Origin of the sequence: Bartonella sp. MR90HLJMH, from assembly GCF_042194115.1 — a bacterium.
In the GTDB taxonomy this organism is placed as follows: Bacteria; Pseudomonadota; Alphaproteobacteria; order Rhizobiales; family Rhizobiaceae; genus Bartonella; species Bartonella grahamii.
In genome coordinates, this window is sequence record NZ_JBHIMM010000005.1 from 69,491 (window position 1) to 89,084 (window position 19,594).

Below are 19,594 nucleotides of genomic sequence, written 5' to 3' on the forward strand. Positions count from 1 at the left end.
AATGTTCACGGTTTCATTACCATTTTTAGTTTAAGCTTTTTCTTTATAACACACAACATCATAAATGCATCACAGATGACATTTGGAATCTTACAATGGCTCTTGAACCAATTATTCTTATTCCTGCTCGTATAGGCTCAACCCGTCTTCCTCAAAAAGCTCTCGCTGAAATTGGCGGAAAGCCGATGATTGTACATGTCGCAGAACAAGCCAAAAAAGCTGCAATAGGGCGTACGATCGTTGCAACAGATCATAATGATATTGCTAAAGCTGTTGCAGATTATGGGCATGAATGTATCATAACACAAGGTGATCATAAGTCTGGATCTGATCGTATTTATGAAGCTTTAATGCGTATTGATCCTGAACAACGTTACAATACCATTTTAAATATACAAGGTGACTTACCAACAATAATGCCTCGTGAAATCATTCATGCGCTACGCCCTTTAGAAAATAGCTTTACTGATATTGCAACCTTGGGTGCTCGAATCATTGAAGAAAATGAAAAAAGAGATCCCAATGTCGTCAAAATCATTGGTACACCTCTTTCTCAAAATCGCCTTCGTGCTCTTTATTTTACGCGCACCACAGCACCTTATGGAGATGGTCCTCTTTATCATCATATTGGAATATACGCTTATCGGCGCGAAGCACTTGAGAAATTTATATCATTCAAACCCTCTACACTCGAGCAACGCGAAAAACTTGAACAATTACGTGCATTAGAACATAATATGCGCATCGATGTGGAGATAGTTGATACAATTCCCTTAGGCGTAGACACACAACGTGATCTCGATAAAGTGCGCGAGATTTTAGCATGAAAATACTTAAAAAAACCAATAAAATTTCTTTCCAAGGAGAATACGGCGCTAATTCCCATATTGCTTGCTCCAATATGTTCCCCAATATGGATGCTGTTCCCTCTGCTACTTTTGAAGATGCCCTTAATTTAGTGGAAAGTGGGAAAGCTGATCTTGCTATGATCCCTATTGAAAATACTCTTGCGGGACGCGTTGCAGACATTCATCATCTTTTACCGCAATCATCTCTTTATATTATTGATGAATATTTTTTACCTATCCATTTTCAATTAATGGTTTTGCCCGGCGTTACATATGACGAAATTAAAACCGTCCACAGCCATACGCATGCCCTTGCACAATGCCGAAAAATCATACGAAACAACGGTTGGAAACCTGTTGTTTCTGCTGACACCGCTGGAGCTGCAAAATTTATTAAAAAAAATGCTAAACGTTCACAGGCTGCCTTAGCTCCTCTGATCGCAGCAGAACTCTATGGACTTGATATTCTTGAAAGGGATGTTGAAGATACCCCTCATAATATTACCCGTTTTGTCATCCTTTCACGCTCCAAACGACATGTTCCCAAGCCTAAAAATGGCGAAAAAATCATCACCAGTCTTCTTTTTCGAGTGCGCAATGTCCCGGCTGCTCTCTATAAAGCTATGGGAGGATTTGCAACGAATGGTATCAATATGACAAAATTAGAAAGCTATCAAATTGGTGGAAATTTCAATGCAACACAATTCTTTGTTGATATTGAAGGACATCCTGAAGATCCGATGATGAAACTTGCCTTAGAAGAATTATCTTTCTTTTCTGCAGAACTGCGTATTATCGGTACTTATCCGGCACAAAACGATCGAACATCGTATATATAAAAGCAATTCAACTTGTATAAAAATCAATGTAAAAACACAGTAACCAAACATAAAAACGCTTGTACCATATATTTCCCTTTATATATTAAAGAGAGGTTCTTGAGAAAAGTCATTTCTTCTGACAATTTATTTCAATAAAGATAACGAACTTCCAAATTAACTCTCAAAACAATTCAAATTATTATACATAATAGAGCATTCAAATCTCTTAGACTGATATCATTCTGAACATGGTTTAAAGCTAGAAAATGCAACTTAGCCCTGCTTTTAGCATTAAGTTTGAACTTTTATTTTTATAAAAACTGATTTATGATTCATCTCACTTTAGAAAAAAGGAAAGGATAATGAAAAAAATCTTCGCGCAAGGATTATTAGCCGCAAATATTTTCGCCTACTCTAGTGTTGCATTTGCTGGCTTTGGTGAGAGAAAATGGAATTTTTCGCTGGATGAAAGTGTTGTGATCACCCCATCCGATATTGTCCATCAAGGAGTTGAATACTCTTGTAGTATCTTTAAACCGAATAAAGTATCCTTCACTTTATCGTACTCTACCCCTTCTGATCTAAACAAATTGAGAATTGTTGTTGATGATGAAAAGAAAATAACCCATGATAAAGAAAAGAAGGTCTTTACACTAAAAAATATAAAATCTCTTCATATAAGTTTTCCTTCGTCAGGACATTATATTTTTAAAAATATTACGAAGAAAAAAGTTGTTGGAACGAATTGTGACACAGGAGATTATGATTAATAATATTTCTATAACATCTAAATTTGAGTAGAGTTATTCTTTTTTCAGGTATTTTTTTCAAAATACGACATGATAAGCTGTTAAAATTAATCGCTGAAGAGGTATTTTTATACTAATATGGAAAAACCTTAAGCTGCTCAGAACATTAGATATTGAAGGACTTTTGCAAAAACTAAAAGACTAAACTTAAATTGTTCTGGATTTTCTACTATAAAAGCTATTTTTTAATAAGAATATGACTTCTATCTTCGTAGCTGCTTCATTTTAAGTGCTATGAAGCACATCTTACCCAAATCACTTAGATAAACAGAAAAGCAAAATTTTCTCTATAGATGCATTCCTCGCTGCATTTTAAATCACACTCATTCAGCTTTTTGTAAAAATTCATCTCGTTTTTCCCTCCTTGTTAAAGAATATAATTATTTGAAACTATAAAATGTCGCTTATATCGAATAAGAACCATTTTTACGCTTATAAAACCAGTACCCCCTTATTTCTATAGCGCTGAATGTTGCATCTTCTCTTGTATGAGCACAGTCACTTAAAAAATATATGAAACCTTTTCTCAAATGATGAAAATTCATATATTGATCCATCTTGTGATAAACATCGATGTTTTTTAATTAAAAGAACAAGCACGCAAAGAGCGATAACATCTACTCAGTATTTATATTCGTATATGTTAAAAGAAAAAATATTACGTATTTGATATTCTCATTCACTATAGAAATCAGGTGGTGGTCTTATAAGATATTTAAGATATTGACTTATCATTATAAGACTTTGATTTTTTATACTGAATTACAATCACAAATAAAGTAAGATCCTCCCATCTTAAATCTTCATATTGAATCAATTAAAATCGTTTCCTTGAAAGTTACAAATGGGGGTGGTGTGTGAGTAAAAACGATTAAAAAAGGAATAAAAATGCTTCTTATAAAGCCTCTCAAGTGCAAGGGATCGCAACATTGGGAATTGTTAATAGTATGAGGGCTCAAATTTATACTTTTATTAAGCATAAAGAGGGTAGTGTACAATGGATTTATACCTCAAGGGAAGTATGTATACTATTTACGAGCGGGGTTTGAAATATAGTTAACAGTACTGAGCAATAGCTCTTTAAAAAGCATGTGAATGTAGAACATTAAGTTATTCTGTTTGGGATGTTCTGTTTTGTGTGAGAGGAGCAACACCATTAAAGCAATATTTGCTAATGATTTAAATAGCACTCTTTCCCCTAACTTTCGAATGTTAGCCAATTACATGATCTATCTACTTTATTTGCTTCTTTGACTGTTGTAAATTTTTGATGATTCAATTTCGTAGTTTTGGAACAGACGTATCTATCCTAACACTCTTACATGTTTCAGCGAATGAGAATAATTATACATTCAGATTATCTTAAGCGAAAAATATTTTCATACCAAATAAATATGAAGAGCTACTGCTATGAAAACTGGTAAATCCATAATCTCTTTGTTGTTTATATGTCAATAAATTAAACGCAAAGGAAAATTCTTCGTCGTTCTTAGGATATTTTTCGTTTCTGAGCTTGATTTTTCATTCCAAATCGACAATATGAACTTGGGAGGTTGGTGGTGGACGAACTGCTCGCCAACTGGGTCAGGTCTGGAAAGAAGCAGCCCCAACGAGTTTTGGTACGGGTCATCGTGCCAACCTCCTATTTTGCTGAAGAAATTATTTTTTATGCTGTCTTTTAGCGAGGTGCCTTTAATCTTCAGAGCGGCATTTTTATGCAGCAAATAAAGGGGTTTGGTTATTTTTTAACAAATTGTCCCATAAATAATTTGATTAAGAAAAAATCCTTTTATATGAGACTACAGTATTGATCTATGCTTTTGTATTATCAAAATGTACGCATAAAGAACTTCGAAGTTGGAAATATTCATGGAAAATGTACCGGTAGAAACAGCCTATCGTGTTCTTGCTCGTAAATATCGACCCCAAAACTTCTCTGACCTTATTGGTCAGGAAGCTATGGTGCGTACTCTCACCAACGCCTTTGAAAAAGGTCGTATTGCACAAGCGTGGATGTTAACAGGGATTCGTGGCGTAGGTAAAACCACAACAGCACGTATTTTGGCACGTGCGCTTAATTATAAAACAAAAGATATTGACCAACCGACAACCGTATTAGACTCTCTTGGTGAACATTGCACACAAATTATCGAAGGACGCCATATTGATGTTATAGAAATGGATGCCGCTTCTCATACGGGCATTGATGATATTCGTGAAATTATTGAACAAATACGCTATCGTCCTGTTTCTGCACGTTATAAGGTTTATATTATCGATGAAGTACATATGCTCTCAACACAAGCCTTTAATGGTTTATTGAAAACTCTTGAAGAACCACCGTCCCATGTGAAATTTATTTTTGCCACAACAGAAATTCGCAAAGTCCCTATTACAATCCTTTCGCGTTGCCAACGTTTTGATTTGCGGCGTATTGAATCAAAAGCTTTGAGTGCACATTTGCGCCAAATTGCGAAATATGAAAAGGTAGGAGTAGAAGATCAAGCACTCTCTATGATTGCCCGTGCTGCAGAAGGATCTGCACGTGATGCATTATCCATTTTTGATCAAGCGATTGCCCATAGCAATGGCAATGTTAATGCCATTGCGGTGCGTACAATGTTAGGATTAGCGGATCAAGCACGTATTATTGATCTTTTTGAATTTATCATGAAAGGCGATGTTGTTAATGCATTACATGAATTACGCAGTCAATATGAGGCAGGTGCTGATCCTCTTACTATATTGACAGAACTAGCCGACTTTAATCATTTGGTCACACGTTTACGTTTTACACCAGAAATAGTGGAAGATTTCTCACTGACTGAAGAACAACGTTTAAGAAGTTTAGACTTTTCAAAAAAACTTTCCGTTCCTATTTTATCCCGAAACTGGCAAATGTTACTCAAAGGTTTACAGGAAGTTAATCAAACTGCACGTCCGCTTCAAGCCGCTGAAATGCTTTTAATTCGTCTTGCTCACACGGCTGACTTACCAACTCTTGATGAAGCTTTAAAAAAGCTTACGCAAGAAAAAACACCTCTCACACTGGTTAAAAACTCTTCTCATCAAGAATCTACAAATGCAGATAATATAACAAAAGAAACAATGGTCGAAGCCCATGCTTCCTCGAGCGTTTCAAATACATTACCAGATCAATCAGATTTAAAAACATCCTTGAAAAACCAATTAGATCATTCCTTACAACCGGAAAATTTAGTTAGAAATCAAAAACCTGACAAAATCAACGTCCAAGAAGTAACAGAAACTCTTGAAAATTCTCAATCTATTGATCTTTCTGAAAAGAGTGCAAATTTATCGCATTCTGTCACGCAAACAACAGAAAAGATTACTCAACCTAAAACTCTAGTGATTAATTCTTTGCACGATATTGTTCAATTAGCCGAACAGCATAATGATGCCCCTTTCAAACTTCTTATTAAAGAATTTGTTCATCCTGTTTCTTTTGAAGCTGGGCATATTACCTTAAGACTTTCTGAAAATACCCCACAATTTCTTGCTCATGATATAGAAAAAAAGATATCTCAATGGACTGAAAAACGCTGGACAATAACTTTTGTTAATGAAGGAGGTGGCCCAACCTTACAGGAGGAAAGTATAGCGATTCAAAAGACTCTTTTTTCCAATGCAGAAACAGATCCTGATATCGCGAAAATCCTCAACCATTTCCCAGAAGCAAAAATTGTCGATATTCGACTCAATAAAGAAGAAAATGATCTTGATTTACTCCCCAATACCTTTAAAAATGCTGATATTTTTAAAAATAAAAATGATATCAATGATGAATAAGGATACCTATTCCTATGCGTGAAATGATGAGTATGATGAAAAAAGCCAAAGAAATGCAAGAAAAAATGCAGAAGATTCAGGAAGAAATAGCTAATCTGCAAGCTACCGGCACTGCAGGCGGAGGTCTCGTCAATATCACTTTAAATGGCAAAAATATTATAACAGCAATTCAAATTGATCCTTCATTACTCAAACCTGAGGAAGCTGAAATTCTCGAAGATCTCATTATGGCAGCTTATAATGAAGCAAGAACAAAAATCGAAATCGCAATAGAAGAAAAAACCAAAAGTATAACGGCAGGGATACCGCTCCCTTCGGGTTTCAAGCTTCCATTTTAATGAAACGGATTTTTCCGTGGGACAAAAATATGTCTAAATACATTGCAGGACCTGAGATTGAACGTCTCATTCAGATTTTATCACGTATACCAGGTCTTGGTCCACGTTCAGCGCGTCGTGCTGCGCTTCATCTTATCAAAAAAAAGGAAACATTGCTGGAGCCTTTAGGAGCAGCTATACAAGCAGCTATAGAAAAAGTCGGCATTTGTTCTGTTTGTGGAAATGTCGATACCATTGATCCTTGTTCAATTTGTACAGATTTGCGCCGCGATGATACAACAATCATCGTTGTTGAGGATATTGCTGATCTGTGGGCTCTTGAACGCGCAAAAACTTTAGCCGCACGTTACCATGTATTGGGTGGACGACTCTCCCCCTTAGATGGAATAGGTCCTGACGAACTCAACATTGCCACCTTAATACAACGTGTTGTACAAAATCCTATTACGGAAATTATTCTTGCTGTCAATGCGACTGTCGAAGGTCAAACAACTGCTCACTATATCACCGATCAGCTCTCTAACTTCTCCGTTAAAATTACGCGACTTGCTCATGGTGTTCCTGTAGGAGGCGAGCTTGATTATCTTGATGATGGAACTTTAGCAGCAGCTGTACAAGCACGAACAAATCTCTAAAACTTTTTCCTCTTCACCTTTAGCTCTTTAATGACGGGGGAATATTAAAATGTCAAAGAAAAAACTCTCATTTTTGAACGACCTTGGTCCAGGTATTCTATTATGCCTGCTCATATCTGCCTTAGCTTATGGTTTAGAAGTAATAGAAAAACAGTTTTTCGCAGAAGCGTGGCTTGAAAGCCTTGTTTTGGCAATTCTTTTAGGATCAATTACTCGTAGCTGTTTTAATCTGCCCAAATATTTCCAAAAAGGTATAGTCTTTTGTGCAAAAACGCTTCTTGAAATTGCTATTGTTCTTTTAGGGGCAAGCATTAGCATCCGTGCTGTTCTTTCAGCCGGTTGGAATTTGCTTGCAAGCATCGTATTCGTTATATTTATAACGATCCTCATTAGTTTTGTTATAGGCAGACTTTTTGGACTTTCTGCAAATTTAGCAATGCTGGTCGCTTGTGGTAATGCCATTTGTGGCAATTCAGCTATCGTTGCAACTGCCCCTGTCATTCATGCTAAACATGAAGATGTAGCGGCAGCAATTGCTTTTACCGCTCTTTTAGGGGTTCTTATTATTTTATTTCTCCCTTTTTTACACCCACTTTTGAATTTATCATTTAACCAATACGGTGTGCTTGCTGGCATGGTTGTTTATGCTGTACCACAGGTCTTAGCAGCAACAGCGCCAATATCTTTCGTGAGCGTTCAAATTGCAACAATTGTCAAATTGGTGCGGGTTTTAATGTTGGGCCCTGTTATTTTTATCCTATCCATCATCTATCGTCGATCAGCACAAACACATTTTCGTCTACATACTCTCGTCCCATGGTTTATCATCGGTTTTATTATCATGATGCTTATTCGTTCAAGCGGACTTATTCCTGAAACGGCTATAAACCCGATCAGACTTATTGCTCAACTGTTCACGGTCATTTCAATGGCAGCTTTAGGATTAGGTGTTGATATCCGCTCATTAAAAAAAGCAGGATGGCGCGTTATTTTAGCTTCAACTTCCTCCATACTCCTTCTTGGCGCGTGTAGCCTTATCATGATAGGATTGATTGATCTGAACCATATAACATTTTGAAATATGCATTTATTATTATTTTTCAATGGAGCATGCAATCAATCCAAAGGTTCACTAATATTAAAATCAGTTCTTTCATACAACCAGAAAAAGTTCTAAAATACTGCTCATTATTCTATACAAAAAATTAAAAGAGCTGATATTTAAGTGAAAACTGTCAAATTTGCTTTTCAGTCCATAATGATTTGCAACGGCGTAGTATTAAAATACGTAACTCATGCAAAACAATGCCATTTCTTTCATCTGCTCTCATTACGCTGAAGTTTTTATATAAAGACTGATAGAATATGCTCTTATTGGGAAAAAATGTGGGGTCATGGCTTTCCCCCTTTTAACTTACTTTTACTTACTATGGAATACAAATGGCATCATCATACTATTTGATAGCTCAAAATGTTTGTGACAATCCTTACATTTAAACGATTCGTGAAAGGAGTTTTTATTCTTTTCTTCAACAGTTTTTATTCACACCCTAATTCCGCTTGTAATATACAAGCTAATAACTTTAATTGTCTCACCATAAGTAGATTTGAAATAAGAGAATCTTACAATATTCAAGGTACTCATTCAAAAAGTGAAAACAAATAGGGATTAAATCAACATCTCGTTCTATCCCATAAAAAGATATTGTTGCTTATTGGCACTAGTAACTTTCTTACAAATGAAATATACGATAATAAAAAGATTAAAAATACAGCAGGACTTTTGTTTATCGTTTTATTCAACTAAAATATTTTTATGCTTATCCTTGCTATAGATACTGCTTCAATTTATTGTGCTGTTGCGCTCATTCGTCATAAATCTGTTATTGCGCATATCAATGAGCGCATGAACAAAGGGCATGCTGAAAAACTTATTGGGCAGATTACACAAACAATGACACAAGCCAATATGACGCTTGATCAAGTTGAGCGTATTGCTGTCAATATTGGACCTGGATCATTTACTGGTGTACGTGTCGGTGTTGCAACAGCGCGCGCTTTGGCATTAGCACTTGAAATACCTGCTGTTGGAGTAAGTGCTCTTGAAGCGTTAGCAGCACAAGTAATAAACAGTAAAAGTACAGCATCAGCAATTACTGTTGTCATTGAAGCAGGGAGAGAGATGTTCTACCATCAAAATTTTCATAATGATCTCACACCTTTGGGAGCGCCGGGATTAAAAACAATTGAAAATATCCTCGAAGATTTACCAAAAAAAACCCGACTGACCGGCCCAGCTACTGATGTCATTGTGGAGCATATTAAAAGCCATAAAATAAACGAAAAAATTGTCCTAGAAAAAATCCCCTGCGAAGCGGCTGATATTGTAAACTATGCTTATCTTGCCGCAAACAAACAATCAAAAAATTCTCCTCGCCCACTCTATCTACGCAGTGCTGATGCAAAACAACAAACCAATTTTGCTTTACCACAAAAAAAATAATGCCCAAATTTTCATTGACAAAAAAGAATTTTGGAATTGCTCCGCTACAAGTTAATGATAGTGCTTCACTTCATCAAATTCATCAACATTGTTTTACCCCGTCTTGGGAAAAACAAGCTTTTGATAATTTCTTAATAGATCACTCTATCTTCTTCGGATACAAAGTTTTTCTCATTGATCGCTCTGATCAAATTTTAGGCTTTTGCCTATGCCGTCTCATCCTTGATGAAGCAGAAATCATCACAATTGCTGTTCACCCTCATTATCGTCAACAAGGAATTGGTACCTTTCTTATCGAAAGCACAGTTCACCATCTTCACGACAAAGGCGCTATAAAATTATTCTTGGAAGTAGAAGCCACAAACCTTTCTGCTTTGAACCTTTATCAACGCTTTGAATTTCAAAAAATTTCTGAACGTCTTGCCTACTACCCCTCAAAAAATGGTCGTGGTGATGCAATTATCATGCAAAAAACTTTTAAGTAAATAGATTGAGATTTGTGTAAAAAACATTTACACATGCACCATGAATAAAGTAAACCCTAAAAATACGCCTCCTGTTGCTCCGAAAAAGGTTTTTATCAAAACCTATGGATGTCAAATGAATGTTTATGATAGCCAACGGATGACTGATAGTCTCAGTTCGCAAGGCTATGTGACAACACAAATTCCCAATGAGGCCGATCTTATTCTTGTTAATACCTGTCATATTCGTGAAAAAGCAGCAGAAAAACTTTATTCTGATCTCGGTCGTTTGCGCGTTATGCGTCAAGAGCGCACACCTGATAACCCCCTGATGGTTGGTGTAACGGGTTGTGTTGCACAAGCTGAGGGAAGTGAAATCTTGCGCCGTGCTCCAACAGTGGATCTTGTTATTGGTCCGCAAATGTATCATCGCTTGCCAGAATTGTTAGAGAAAGCCAAACAAGGAAAAAAAATTATCGAAACAGACTATGCTGTTGAAGATAAATTTGCTCATTTGCCGCCCCATAATAAACATGCAGTAAGAAAACGAGGTGTTAGCGCATTTTTAACAGTACAAGAAGGTTGCGATAAATTTTGCACTTTTTGTGTTGTGCCCTATACACGCGGTGCCGAAATATCACGATCCGTTGAGCAAATTACTGAAGAAGCCCTTCAACTCATCGAAGCGGGTGTCAAAGAAATTACGCTGCTTGGACAAAATGTCAATGGTTGGCATGGACAAAGTGCTGATGGCAAAACTTGGCGTCTTGGCGATCTTCTTTATCATCTTGCAAAACTCGATGGTTTAAAGCGTTTGCGTTACACAACCAGCCACCCACGTGATATGGATGACAGCCTTATTGCCGCGCATCGAGATCTTGATATGTTAATGCCTTACCTCCATCTTCCTGTTCAATCAGGTTCAGATCGCATCTTAAAAGCTATGAACCGCCAACACAAAAGCTCTCATTATCTTCATCTTATCGAAAAAATTCGAACCGCACGGCCAGATATTGCCTTTTCAGGCGATTTTATTGTAGGGTTTCCAGGAGAAACAGACGAAGACTTTGAAGAAACCATTAAACTTATTCAACAAGTACAGTACAGTTCAGCTTATTCTTTTAAATATTCCCCCCGTCCTGGAACAGTGGGAGCCACAATGAAAAATCATGTTGATGAATCTGTGAAAGATGCCCGCCTTCAACATTTACAAGTCCTTCTCCTTGAGCAACAAAATGCGTTTTTGCGTTCTAAAATTGGTCAAAAAACTGACGTTCTCATCGAAAAACCTGGACGTCACTCAGGGCAAATGGTAGGACGTTCCCCTTGGCTTTTACCTGTTGTCGTAGATACAGAAGCCTCTACAGGTAGTGTAATAGAAATTCATATTAAAAATGCAAGCTCAAACAGTTTTGTTGGTGAAGTGACAAATAGATAAACATACTTCTAAAACCTTGTTCACAATAAATATTTTTGAAAACTCTTTTATTTTAAAAGAAAATGATTACATCTAAAACGTGCACTTTTTTTAAAAAATGTCTTTTATAGAATTTACTTAACAAAACGTGCAATATTTATGTAGATATGGAGAATAGGCTGAAAGCTTCAACCGAAAAAATAAAGCGTATTAAAGAAAAAGTAAATATGTCCCTTGAAAAGGCTGATACCTTGAAACAAACAAGCGCTTCAGATCCGAGCCAAGTTGTTTTGATTTTCGAAAATAATAAATATGCAAAAGCAGTTTTTGGTAAATTTGACGAAAATCTCGCTTATATCGAAAAAAAACTTGAACTTAGTATTCATCCGCGTGGTAATGAAGTCTTAATCCGTGGAAATATTTCTGTTATAAAACGTGCGCAATATGTATTGCAGCAACTTTATGAACGAGCCAAAACACACCAAGAGCTCACTTTATCAGATATAAAAGGAGCGCTTGCTATGGCAAATATACCAAAGAAGCAGAAAGAAGACACAATAACACACAAATCTGCAACGAAACGTATACCAGCACGGTTGAGTACCCATAAAAAAATAATTCATGCAAGAACTCCAATACAAGATGCTTACATACGCGCTATGGAGCATACTGAACTTGTGTTTGGTGTAGGACCAGCAGGAACAGGCAAAACGTATCTTGCTGTTGCTCATGCTGCAATGCTTCTAGAACGTGGTATCATTGAGCGAATTATTCTCTCACGTCCGGCTGTTGAAGCTGGAGAACATCTTGGTTTTCTTCCCGGTGATCTCAAAGAAAAAGTCGACCCATATTTACGACCACTTTATGATGCTCTTTATGATATGATGCCCGCTGAAAAAATAGAACGCATTTTAGCTTCTGGTGTCATAGAAATTGCTCCTCTTGCCTTTATGCGCGGACGAACACTTGCCCATGCTGCTGTTATTCTTGATGAGGCACAAAATACTACGCCCATGCAAATGAAAATGTTCCTCACACGTCTTGGAGAAGGAACACGTATGATTGTTACCGGTGACGTAAGCCAAATTGATTTGCCTACAGGGCAAAAATCAGGTCTCATTGAAGCAATTCGCATTCTTTCAAATGTAGAAAATATTGCGATTGTACATTTTGATGAAAAAGATGTTATACGCCATCCACTTGTTGCTGCTATCGTTCGTGCTTATGATCGCGATTCCGAAATACAAAATAAAAAAAAATCATTCGCATGCGGTGCATTAAAAAATGAATTTGATTCATCATGATTATTATTGATATAATGGTTAAAAGCGCAGGGTGGAATGATGAGAAAATGCTTTATAATATCACTGAAAAAGCATTAATGACGACTATGCATCATGTTTCATTGGCAAATGTTGTAAGCGAGATTAGCCTGCTTTTTACGGATGATAAACATATGGCACAAATCAATGCACAATGGCGCAACAAAAACAAATCTACTAATGTATTATCCTTTCCTGCTTTTCCACTTAAAGCTGGAAATCGACCTGGTCCCATGCTCGGTGATATTATTATTGCGCGAGAGACTGTTGTTCTCGAAGCAGAAAAACAAGGAAAAACATTTCAAGACCATTTAACGCATATGATTGTTCATGGTATCTTGCATCTGCTTGGCTATGACCATGAAACTGATAATGAAGCATATCAAATGGAAAAGCTCGAAAGAGAAATTCTGCAAAAGCTTTCCATAAAAGATCCTTACGCTGAATTGTCTATAAATGATAAAATTTAACTTTTAAAATCAATATTACGAGCATACCATTTAAAGCCTCTCATTCACCTAATTATAAAAAGAAAGTTTAGAAGATTTCAAAACCATGACAAACAAAACAAATGCACAAAATAATAGTCAAACATCTTCTAATAATGAAAAAAAAACCTCTCAACAGACGAATCATACAGAAAAATATTCTCTGATGAATCATTTGTTTTCATTCTTACGGGGTCGTAATTGTGTGTCTACATCACTGCGCGATGATCTTACCGTTGCACTCACGACTGACAATGAAAAAGACACTGCCCTCTTCTCACCTGAAGAACGTACTATGTTACATAATATTTTACGCTTACGTGAAGCACGCGTGGATGATGTTATGATACCACGTTCTGAAATCGAAGCACTGGAAATAAACACTTCACTTGGAGAAACCCTTAAATGTTTCGCAAAAATTGGTCATTCTCGCTTACCTGTTTATGCTGAAACTTTAGATGATCCGCGCGGCATGATTCACATCCGCGATATTCTTAACTATATGACACGCTTTATTGTCATCCCAACAAAAACCGAACAGAAATCCGATTTGCTTCAATTAAACCATACAGACTTACATACCCCAATCGGTGAATTGGATCTGATCCGAACTGTTCTCTTTGTTCCAAGTTCCATGCTTGCAAGTAAATTATTAACACGAATGCAAACTACACGAACTCAAATGGCTTTAGTTATTGATGAACATGGGGGAACAGATGGTCTCGTTTCAATGGAGGATATTGTTGAATTGGTCGTTGGTGATATCGAAGATGAACATGATAATGTCGACAATGCTATCGTACGTGAACCAAACAATAAATGGCTCGTTGATGCAAGAACTGAACTAGAAGATGTGGAGAAAGCTCTTGGTCCTGATTTTATCGTAGGGGAATATGGTGATGATGTTGATACGATTGGTGGTTTGATCGTCTCCATTCTTGATCGCATTCCTGCCAAAGGTGAAATTGTCGAAGCTGTACCTGGTTATAGATTTCGTATTTTAGAAGCTGATAAACGCCGGATTAAGCGATTGCGTATTTTTCGCATTCCAAAAAATGAGAATCTTGAGAACAATGTCATCCCTAAAGAATAGTCCAGCGTTTTTAAACAATTTCATCGTTTTTTTGTCCTCTGTTACCGGTTGGAAGCGCCAAGCATGGATATTTCTGTGTGGTGCTCTTACTTCTTTTGCACTTCCACCCTTTTATTTGACACCTCTTTGCTTTTTAACTTTCCCTCTCTTTATTGTTTTACTTGACTCAATACGGGCCGCAAAAAACAATAAAAAACATTTTTTTATTTACGCTTTAAGCTGTGGAACCTTTGGTTTTAGTTATTTTATTTGCGGACTTTGGTGGCTATGCAATGCTTTGTTAACAGATCCAGATTCTTTTGGTTGGGCAGTCCCATTAGCCATTTTAGTTCCTCCACTCTACCTTTCTCTTTATTGGTTTTTTTCTGGTTTCATTGTTGGTTTATTATGGACAAAAGGAATAGCACGCTTTTTTGTTTTAGCCTTTGCATTAGGATTGGCCGAGTGGTTGCGTGCGTTTTTATTCACAGGATTTCCATGGAATGCTCTTGGCTATACAGCCATGCCAACCCCAATGTTCATGCAATCTGATGCAATCGTGGGACTTTACGGAATGAATATTCTTGCTGTCTTAGCCTACAGTTTGCCAACTGTTTTATTAACAGATGAAAAAAAGAAAGTAGCACTTTCTCTCTGCTTATCACTTATATTTATTCACAGTGGTTTTGGGTTTTATCGTCTTCATACTATAGAAAACACAGCTGAAAATCAAAAAAGTTCTTATTGGGTGCGCATTGTTCAACCTTCCATCCAACAAAATATAAAATTGCGTGATAATACACGAGAAGCTATGTTGGAAGCGCATATGAATCTAAGTGCAATGCCAACAACTGACCAAAATTCAGAACCCGATTTTATCGTATGGCCCGAAGCTTCCGTTCCTTACCTTCTCTATGATAACTCATCTATCACAATGCGCATTGCCTCTCTTTTAAAACCTAAACAATGGGCTATTATCGGAGCAATACGAGTCAGCAATGATCTACCTCATTCCCAAACACAATATTTTAATACAATTGCAGTCATTAATGCTCAAGGTAATATTTTAAATACTTCCGATAAACTTCATTTGGTTCCTTTCGGTGAGTATCTTCCTTATCAGGATTTATTGAAAAAAATTGGATTGCGTACCCTTGCCGATAATATTGGTGGATATAGTGCTGCAAGTGTGCGCAAAATTGTTACAATGCCAAACGGATTTTCTTATCTACCCTTGATTTGTTATGAAGCAATATTTCCCCATGAAATGACTTTTAAAGGCTCCTCGCCTCAAGCAATTATTAATATTACAAATGATGCATGGTTTGGTGTAACACCTGGACCCTATCAACATCTTCAACAAGCACAACTTCGTGCCGTTGAACTGGGAATCCCCCTCATACGAGCAGCCAATAATGGAATATCAGCTGTTATTGATTCTTATGGACGAATCGTTGTAGCTCTTCAACAAGATGCTGTGGGCATTATTGATTCACAAGTTCCATCATCCATTACCCCTATAGGAAGCAATGAATACAGAACTTTCTCTACTTTTATCTTATTCATCCTTATGCTATTGTGTCGTGTTGGTTTTGGTTCTACAAAACAGCTTAAATGATTCAAGTGCCCTTTGTACGGTATTATGTTGCGTGTACCAGTAATATTGGGAAAAAATATTACATATTATCTTAATTATATGATGAATCAGCTTCGTATAAATATGATGTTGGCTTAGAAGAAACGTGCTGGAAATAAAGAGTTGCATTATGACCGAAACTAGAAAAAAACCTGACCCTATAGATATCTATGTTGGAACTCGTATCCGTTTACGTCGTAATATTTTAGGACTCACTCAAGAGAAACTAGGCGAAAAATTAGGAATTACTTTTCAGCAAATCCAAAAATATGAAAAAGGAACAAACCGTATTGGTGCCAGTCGTCTTCAAGCGATAGCGGAAATTATGGATGTTCCTGTTTCTTACTTTTTTGATAAAGGTATTACCTCCCAACAAGTAGAGGGTTTTGCTGAAAGTGATCACAATTTTATAGACTTTTGTTCTAGCAGCGAAGGGATTCAGCTCATGCGCGCTTTTACAAATATATCTGATGCTAAAGTGCGTCGAAAAATTATTGACTTGGCAAAAGCACTTTCTGAGGAAGATTTGACAAATAAGCTATAAATTAAAATTATATCTTTTTTCTTTTATTCATATAAATTTTCATTGACGATTTGCTGTAGAATTAGCAAATCGTGACAACTTTAGTAAGCAATTAATTAAATCGTTGATTTTCTTTTTTGAAGGAGTTCCTATGCCGCATCAAGATTATCTTTTTACGAGCGAATCGGTATCGGAAGGACATCCTGATAAAATTTGTGATCGTATTTCCGATGAAATCGTTGATATGATCTATAAAGAAGCTGAAAAGACTGGTACTGATCCATGGTTAATACGCGTTGCCTGTGAAACTCTCGTCAGTGTCAACCGTGTTGTTATCGCTGGTGAAGTGCGTGTTCCCGATACGCTATTAAAAAAAGATAAAAATAAAGAATTTATCTATGATGAAACTGGCTTTCCACTCATTAATCCTACGCGTTTTCGTACAGCAGCGCGCCGTGCTATTCGTACCATTGGCTATGAACAAGCAGGTTTCCATTGGAAAACTGTTAAAATTGATGTTCTTTTGCGCCCTCAATCAGCTGACATAGCAAGAGGAGTTGATAATGCTACGGATCGGCATGGTGAAGAAGGAGCAGGTGATCAAGGCATCATGTTTGGATATGCTTGCCGTGAAACACCTGATTTCATGCCTGCGCCGATTTATTATGCGCATAAAATTCTCAAACTTCTTGCCACAGCCCGTCATAAAGGAGAGGGAGAAGCTGGAAAATTAGGACCAGATGCTAAAAGCCAAATAACCATACGCTATAAAAATGGAAAACCGATAGAGGTCACATCCATTGTTCTTTCAACGCAGCACCTCGATGAAAGCTGGGATTCCAACAAGGTACGTACAGTGGTTGAACCTTACATTCGTCAAGCTTTACATGACATTCCCATTGCAGATCAATGCAGTTGGTATATTAACCCAACAGGAAAATTTGTCATTGGTGGTCCTCAAAGCGATGCCGGATTAACAGGACGCAAAATTATTGTGGATACTTATGGAGGTGCAGCACCCCATGGAGGCGGTGCTTTTTCAGGAAAAGATACAACAAAAGTTGATCGTTCTGCAGCCTATGCGGCACGCTATCTGGCTAAAAATATTGTTGCTGCTCATTTAGCAGAGCGATGCACCATTCAACTCTCTTATGCAATTGGTATTGCACAACCTTTATCTATTTATCTCAATCTTCACGGAACAGGAAAAGTCGATGAAAAAGTTATTGAAGCAGCCATTCGCAAAATAATGGACCTTTCACCTACCGGCATTCGAAAACATCTTGACCTCAATAAACCTATTTATGCGAAAACAGCTGCCTATGGTCATTTTGGGCGAAAACCAAAACACGATGGTTCGTTTTCATGGGAAAAAACTGATCTCGTGAAAACGCTTCAAACAATGATCCAAATCCCATGATTAAATATAATACACGCAAGAGTGAAGCATTTTTTGGACGCCGACAAGGAAAACAACTTCGAAACAGTCATCTTACACGTATAAAAATGCTTCTCCCCAATTTAAATATTGATTTAAATGTCCCACCTCCCTCAAACCTTACATCCTTATTTTCAAGCAAAGTAAGAGAAATTCGACTTGAAATCGGCTTTGGTGGAGGTGAACATTTACTTCATGAAATGGAATATTTTCCAAAAACCGGTTTTATCGGCGTCGAGCCCTTTATCAATGGCATGGCAAAAATATTGTTGTCTCTTGAACAGCATCAAAACTATCAAAATCATCTTCGCCTCTATAATGATGATGCTACACGCCTCCTTGATTGGCTCCCTGATAACTCGCTTGATGGAATAGACCTCTTCTATCCTGATCCTTGGCCGAAAAAGAAACACTGGAAACGACGTTTCATCAACACAAAAAATCTTAACCGTTTTGCTCGTGTTCTTAAAATAGGGAAAATTTTTCGCTTTGCTAGTGATATCGACAGTTATGTAAACTGGACTTTGTACCATTGTGCACAACATGATCACTTTGAATGGAAAGCAGAAAACCCTCAAGACTGGAAACTCCCTTATCCACTATGGAAAGGAACCCGCTATGAAGCAAAAGCTTTACGCGAAGGACGGACGCCCGCCTATCTTACCTTTATCAAGAAATAAATGATCAAGCGCTTTTCTCATAAACAACTTGAAAAATTTTGAATTTAAGAGTATCAATAGCTAAATTCTTGGTCTTATGATGAAGGGTGGGCCGTTGGACCCGCTCTTTTTTAATATCATAAAACTGACGAAAACAACTTGGATAAAATGTATGAACGAAGCTGAAAAAATAAGCAATCTTGACGAACCACGCCTGTTTGAAGAAGATGGTATCGAAGCACAGGTTGCTGCTCTTGTCATACCACTACTTAAACCTTTAGGTTTTCGTTTGGTTCGTGTGAAACTTCTTGGTCAAAATGGTTTAACACTTCAAATTATGGTTGAACGTGCCGATGGTTCTATGACCGTAGAAGACTGTGAAACTGTTAGTCGAACTGTTTCCCCCCTCCTTGATGTACAAAATGTTATTGAACGCAAATATCATTTAGAAATCTCATCACCTGGAATTGATCGTCCATTGGTAAGAAAATCTGACTTTTTTCATTGGCAAGGGCATCTTGCAAAAATTGAAACCAAAATAACAATTGATGGACGCCGAAAATTTCGCGGGACATTTACAAATATCACGCAAGATGGATTTATTTTAAACACTGATAAAGCTGCTTATGGAGAAGCCATGTATACCCCTATTTCCTTTTGTGATATCATAAATGCGCATTTAGTGCTTACCGATGAGCTTATTCGCGATGCATTGAAAAAAAATAAAGAGTTAAGTCAACAATTCATTGCTGAAGAGAAAGCTAACGACTCTATACAGACGCTCAATTTCAAAAAATAATATCACTGGGAA

General features: G+C 37.0%; 18 protein-coding genes and 1 other RNA gene. All 19 read left to right on the plus strand.

Annotated features, from left to right (window positions below; translation table 11 throughout):
• The first annotated feature begins 95 nt into the window (after positions 1-95).
• A complete protein-coding gene (locus ACFIJ9_RS04745) occupies positions 96-827 on the plus strand; it encodes a 3-deoxy-manno-octulosonate cytidylyltransferase (RefSeq protein ID WP_375635976.1) in 732 nt (243 codons plus the stop codon).
• Entirely contained in the window at positions 824-1,687 is an 864-nt protein-coding gene (locus tag ACFIJ9_RS04750; RefSeq protein ID WP_375635977.1) for a prephenate dehydratase, read from the plus strand. Before ACFIJ9_RS04745 ends, ACFIJ9_RS04750 begins: the two co-directional genes overlap by 4 nt.
• Before the next feature lie 344 nt (positions 1,688-2,031).
• Complete coding sequence (locus tag ACFIJ9_RS04755; protein WP_375635978.1) at positions 2,032-2,439, plus strand: hypothetical protein; 408 nt, start codon at positions 2,032-2,034, stop codon at positions 2,437-2,439.
• 1,587 nt (positions 2,440-4,026) lie between these two features.
• An RNA gene (gene ffs / locus ACFIJ9_RS04760) (signal recognition particle sRNA small type) lies at positions 4,027-4,124 on the plus strand.
• A 223-nt stretch (positions 4,125-4,347) separates the two neighbouring features.
• Entirely contained in the window at positions 4,348-6,288 is a 1,941-nt protein-coding gene (locus tag ACFIJ9_RS04765; protein WP_375635979.1) for a DNA polymerase III subunit gamma/tau, read from the plus strand.
• A 14-nt stretch (positions 6,289-6,302) separates the two neighbouring features.
• The gene (locus ACFIJ9_RS04770) at positions 6,303-6,626 is read left to right on the plus strand and encodes a YbaB/EbfC family nucleoid-associated protein (protein ID WP_012754643.1); all 324 of its coding nucleotides are present in this window, start codon (positions 6,303-6,305) and stop codon (positions 6,624-6,626) included.
• A 29-nt stretch (positions 6,627-6,655) separates the two neighbouring features.
• Positions 6,656-7,261 carry a recombination mediator RecR gene (gene recR, locus ACFIJ9_RS04775; RefSeq protein WP_012754642.1) on the plus strand — a complete coding sequence of 202 codons (606 nt, stop codon included), beginning with the start codon at positions 6,656-6,658 and terminating at the stop codon, positions 7,259-7,261.
• Positions 7,262-7,310: 49 nt separating this feature from the next.
• Complete coding sequence (locus tag ACFIJ9_RS04780) at positions 7,311-8,339, plus strand: YeiH family protein (protein WP_375635980.1); 1,029 nt, start codon at positions 7,311-7,313, stop codon at positions 8,337-8,339.
• A gap of 738 nt (positions 8,340-9,077) precedes the next feature.
• Complete coding sequence (tsaB, locus tag ACFIJ9_RS04785) at positions 9,078-9,764, plus strand: tRNA (adenosine(37)-N6)-threonylcarbamoyltransferase complex dimerization subunit type 1 TsaB (RefSeq protein ID WP_375635981.1); 687 nt, start codon at positions 9,078-9,080, stop codon at positions 9,762-9,764.
• Complete coding sequence (gene rimI, locus ACFIJ9_RS04790; protein ID WP_375635982.1) at positions 9,764-10,249, plus strand: ribosomal protein S18-alanine N-acetyltransferase; 486 nt, start codon at positions 9,764-9,766, stop codon at positions 10,247-10,249. Before tsaB ends, rimI begins: the two co-directional genes overlap by 1 nt.
• 40 nt (positions 10,250-10,289) lie before the next feature.
• Positions 10,290-11,666, plus strand: coding sequence for a tRNA (N6-isopentenyl adenosine(37)-C2)-methylthiotransferase MiaB (gene miaB, locus ACFIJ9_RS04795; protein ID WP_375635983.1), 1,377 nt, complete (start codon positions 10,290-10,292; stop codon positions 11,664-11,666).
• A gap of 158 nt (positions 11,667-11,824) precedes the next feature.
• Complete coding sequence (locus tag ACFIJ9_RS04800; RefSeq protein WP_015857122.1) at positions 11,825-12,949, plus strand: PhoH family protein; 1,125 nt, start codon at positions 11,825-11,827, stop codon at positions 12,947-12,949.
• Positions 12,946-13,437 carry an rRNA maturation RNase YbeY gene (gene ybeY / locus ACFIJ9_RS04805; protein WP_375635984.1) on the plus strand — a complete coding sequence of 164 codons (492 nt, stop codon included), beginning with the start codon at positions 12,946-12,948 and terminating at the stop codon, positions 13,435-13,437. Before ACFIJ9_RS04800 ends, ybeY begins: the two co-directional genes overlap by 4 nt.
• A gap of 85 nt (positions 13,438-13,522) precedes the next feature.
• The gene (locus ACFIJ9_RS04810) at positions 13,523-14,548 is read left to right on the plus strand and encodes a hemolysin family protein (protein WP_375635985.1); all 1,026 of its coding nucleotides are present in this window, start codon (positions 13,523-13,525) and stop codon (positions 14,546-14,548) included.
• Positions 14,511-16,145, plus strand: a complete 1,635-nt coding sequence (gene lnt, locus ACFIJ9_RS04815; protein WP_375635986.1) for an apolipoprotein N-acyltransferase — start codon at positions 14,511-14,513, stop codon at positions 16,143-16,145. The genes ACFIJ9_RS04810 and lnt overlap by 38 nt, the downstream gene beginning before the upstream one ends.
• Positions 16,146-16,293: 148 nt before the next feature.
• Positions 16,294-16,707 carry a helix-turn-helix domain-containing protein gene (locus ACFIJ9_RS04820; RefSeq protein ID WP_012754634.1) on the plus strand — a complete coding sequence of 138 codons (414 nt, stop codon included), beginning with the start codon at positions 16,294-16,296 and terminating at the stop codon, positions 16,705-16,707.
• A gap of 130 nt (positions 16,708-16,837) precedes the next feature.
• Complete coding sequence (metK, locus tag ACFIJ9_RS04825; protein ID WP_273787797.1) at positions 16,838-18,106, plus strand: methionine adenosyltransferase; 1,269 nt, start codon at positions 16,838-16,840, stop codon at positions 18,104-18,106.
• A complete protein-coding gene (locus ACFIJ9_RS04830; protein ID WP_375635987.1) occupies positions 18,103-18,804 on the plus strand; it encodes a tRNA (guanine(46)-N(7))-methyltransferase TrmB in 702 nt (233 codons plus the stop codon). The genes metK and ACFIJ9_RS04830 overlap by 4 nt, the downstream gene beginning before the upstream one ends.
• A gap of 151 nt (positions 18,805-18,955) precedes the next feature.
• The gene (rimP, locus tag ACFIJ9_RS04835; protein WP_375635988.1) at positions 18,956-19,582 is read left to right on the plus strand and encodes a ribosome maturation factor RimP; all 627 of its coding nucleotides are present in this window, start codon (positions 18,956-18,958) and stop codon (positions 19,580-19,582) included.
• Positions 19,583-19,594 lie beyond the last annotated feature (12 nt).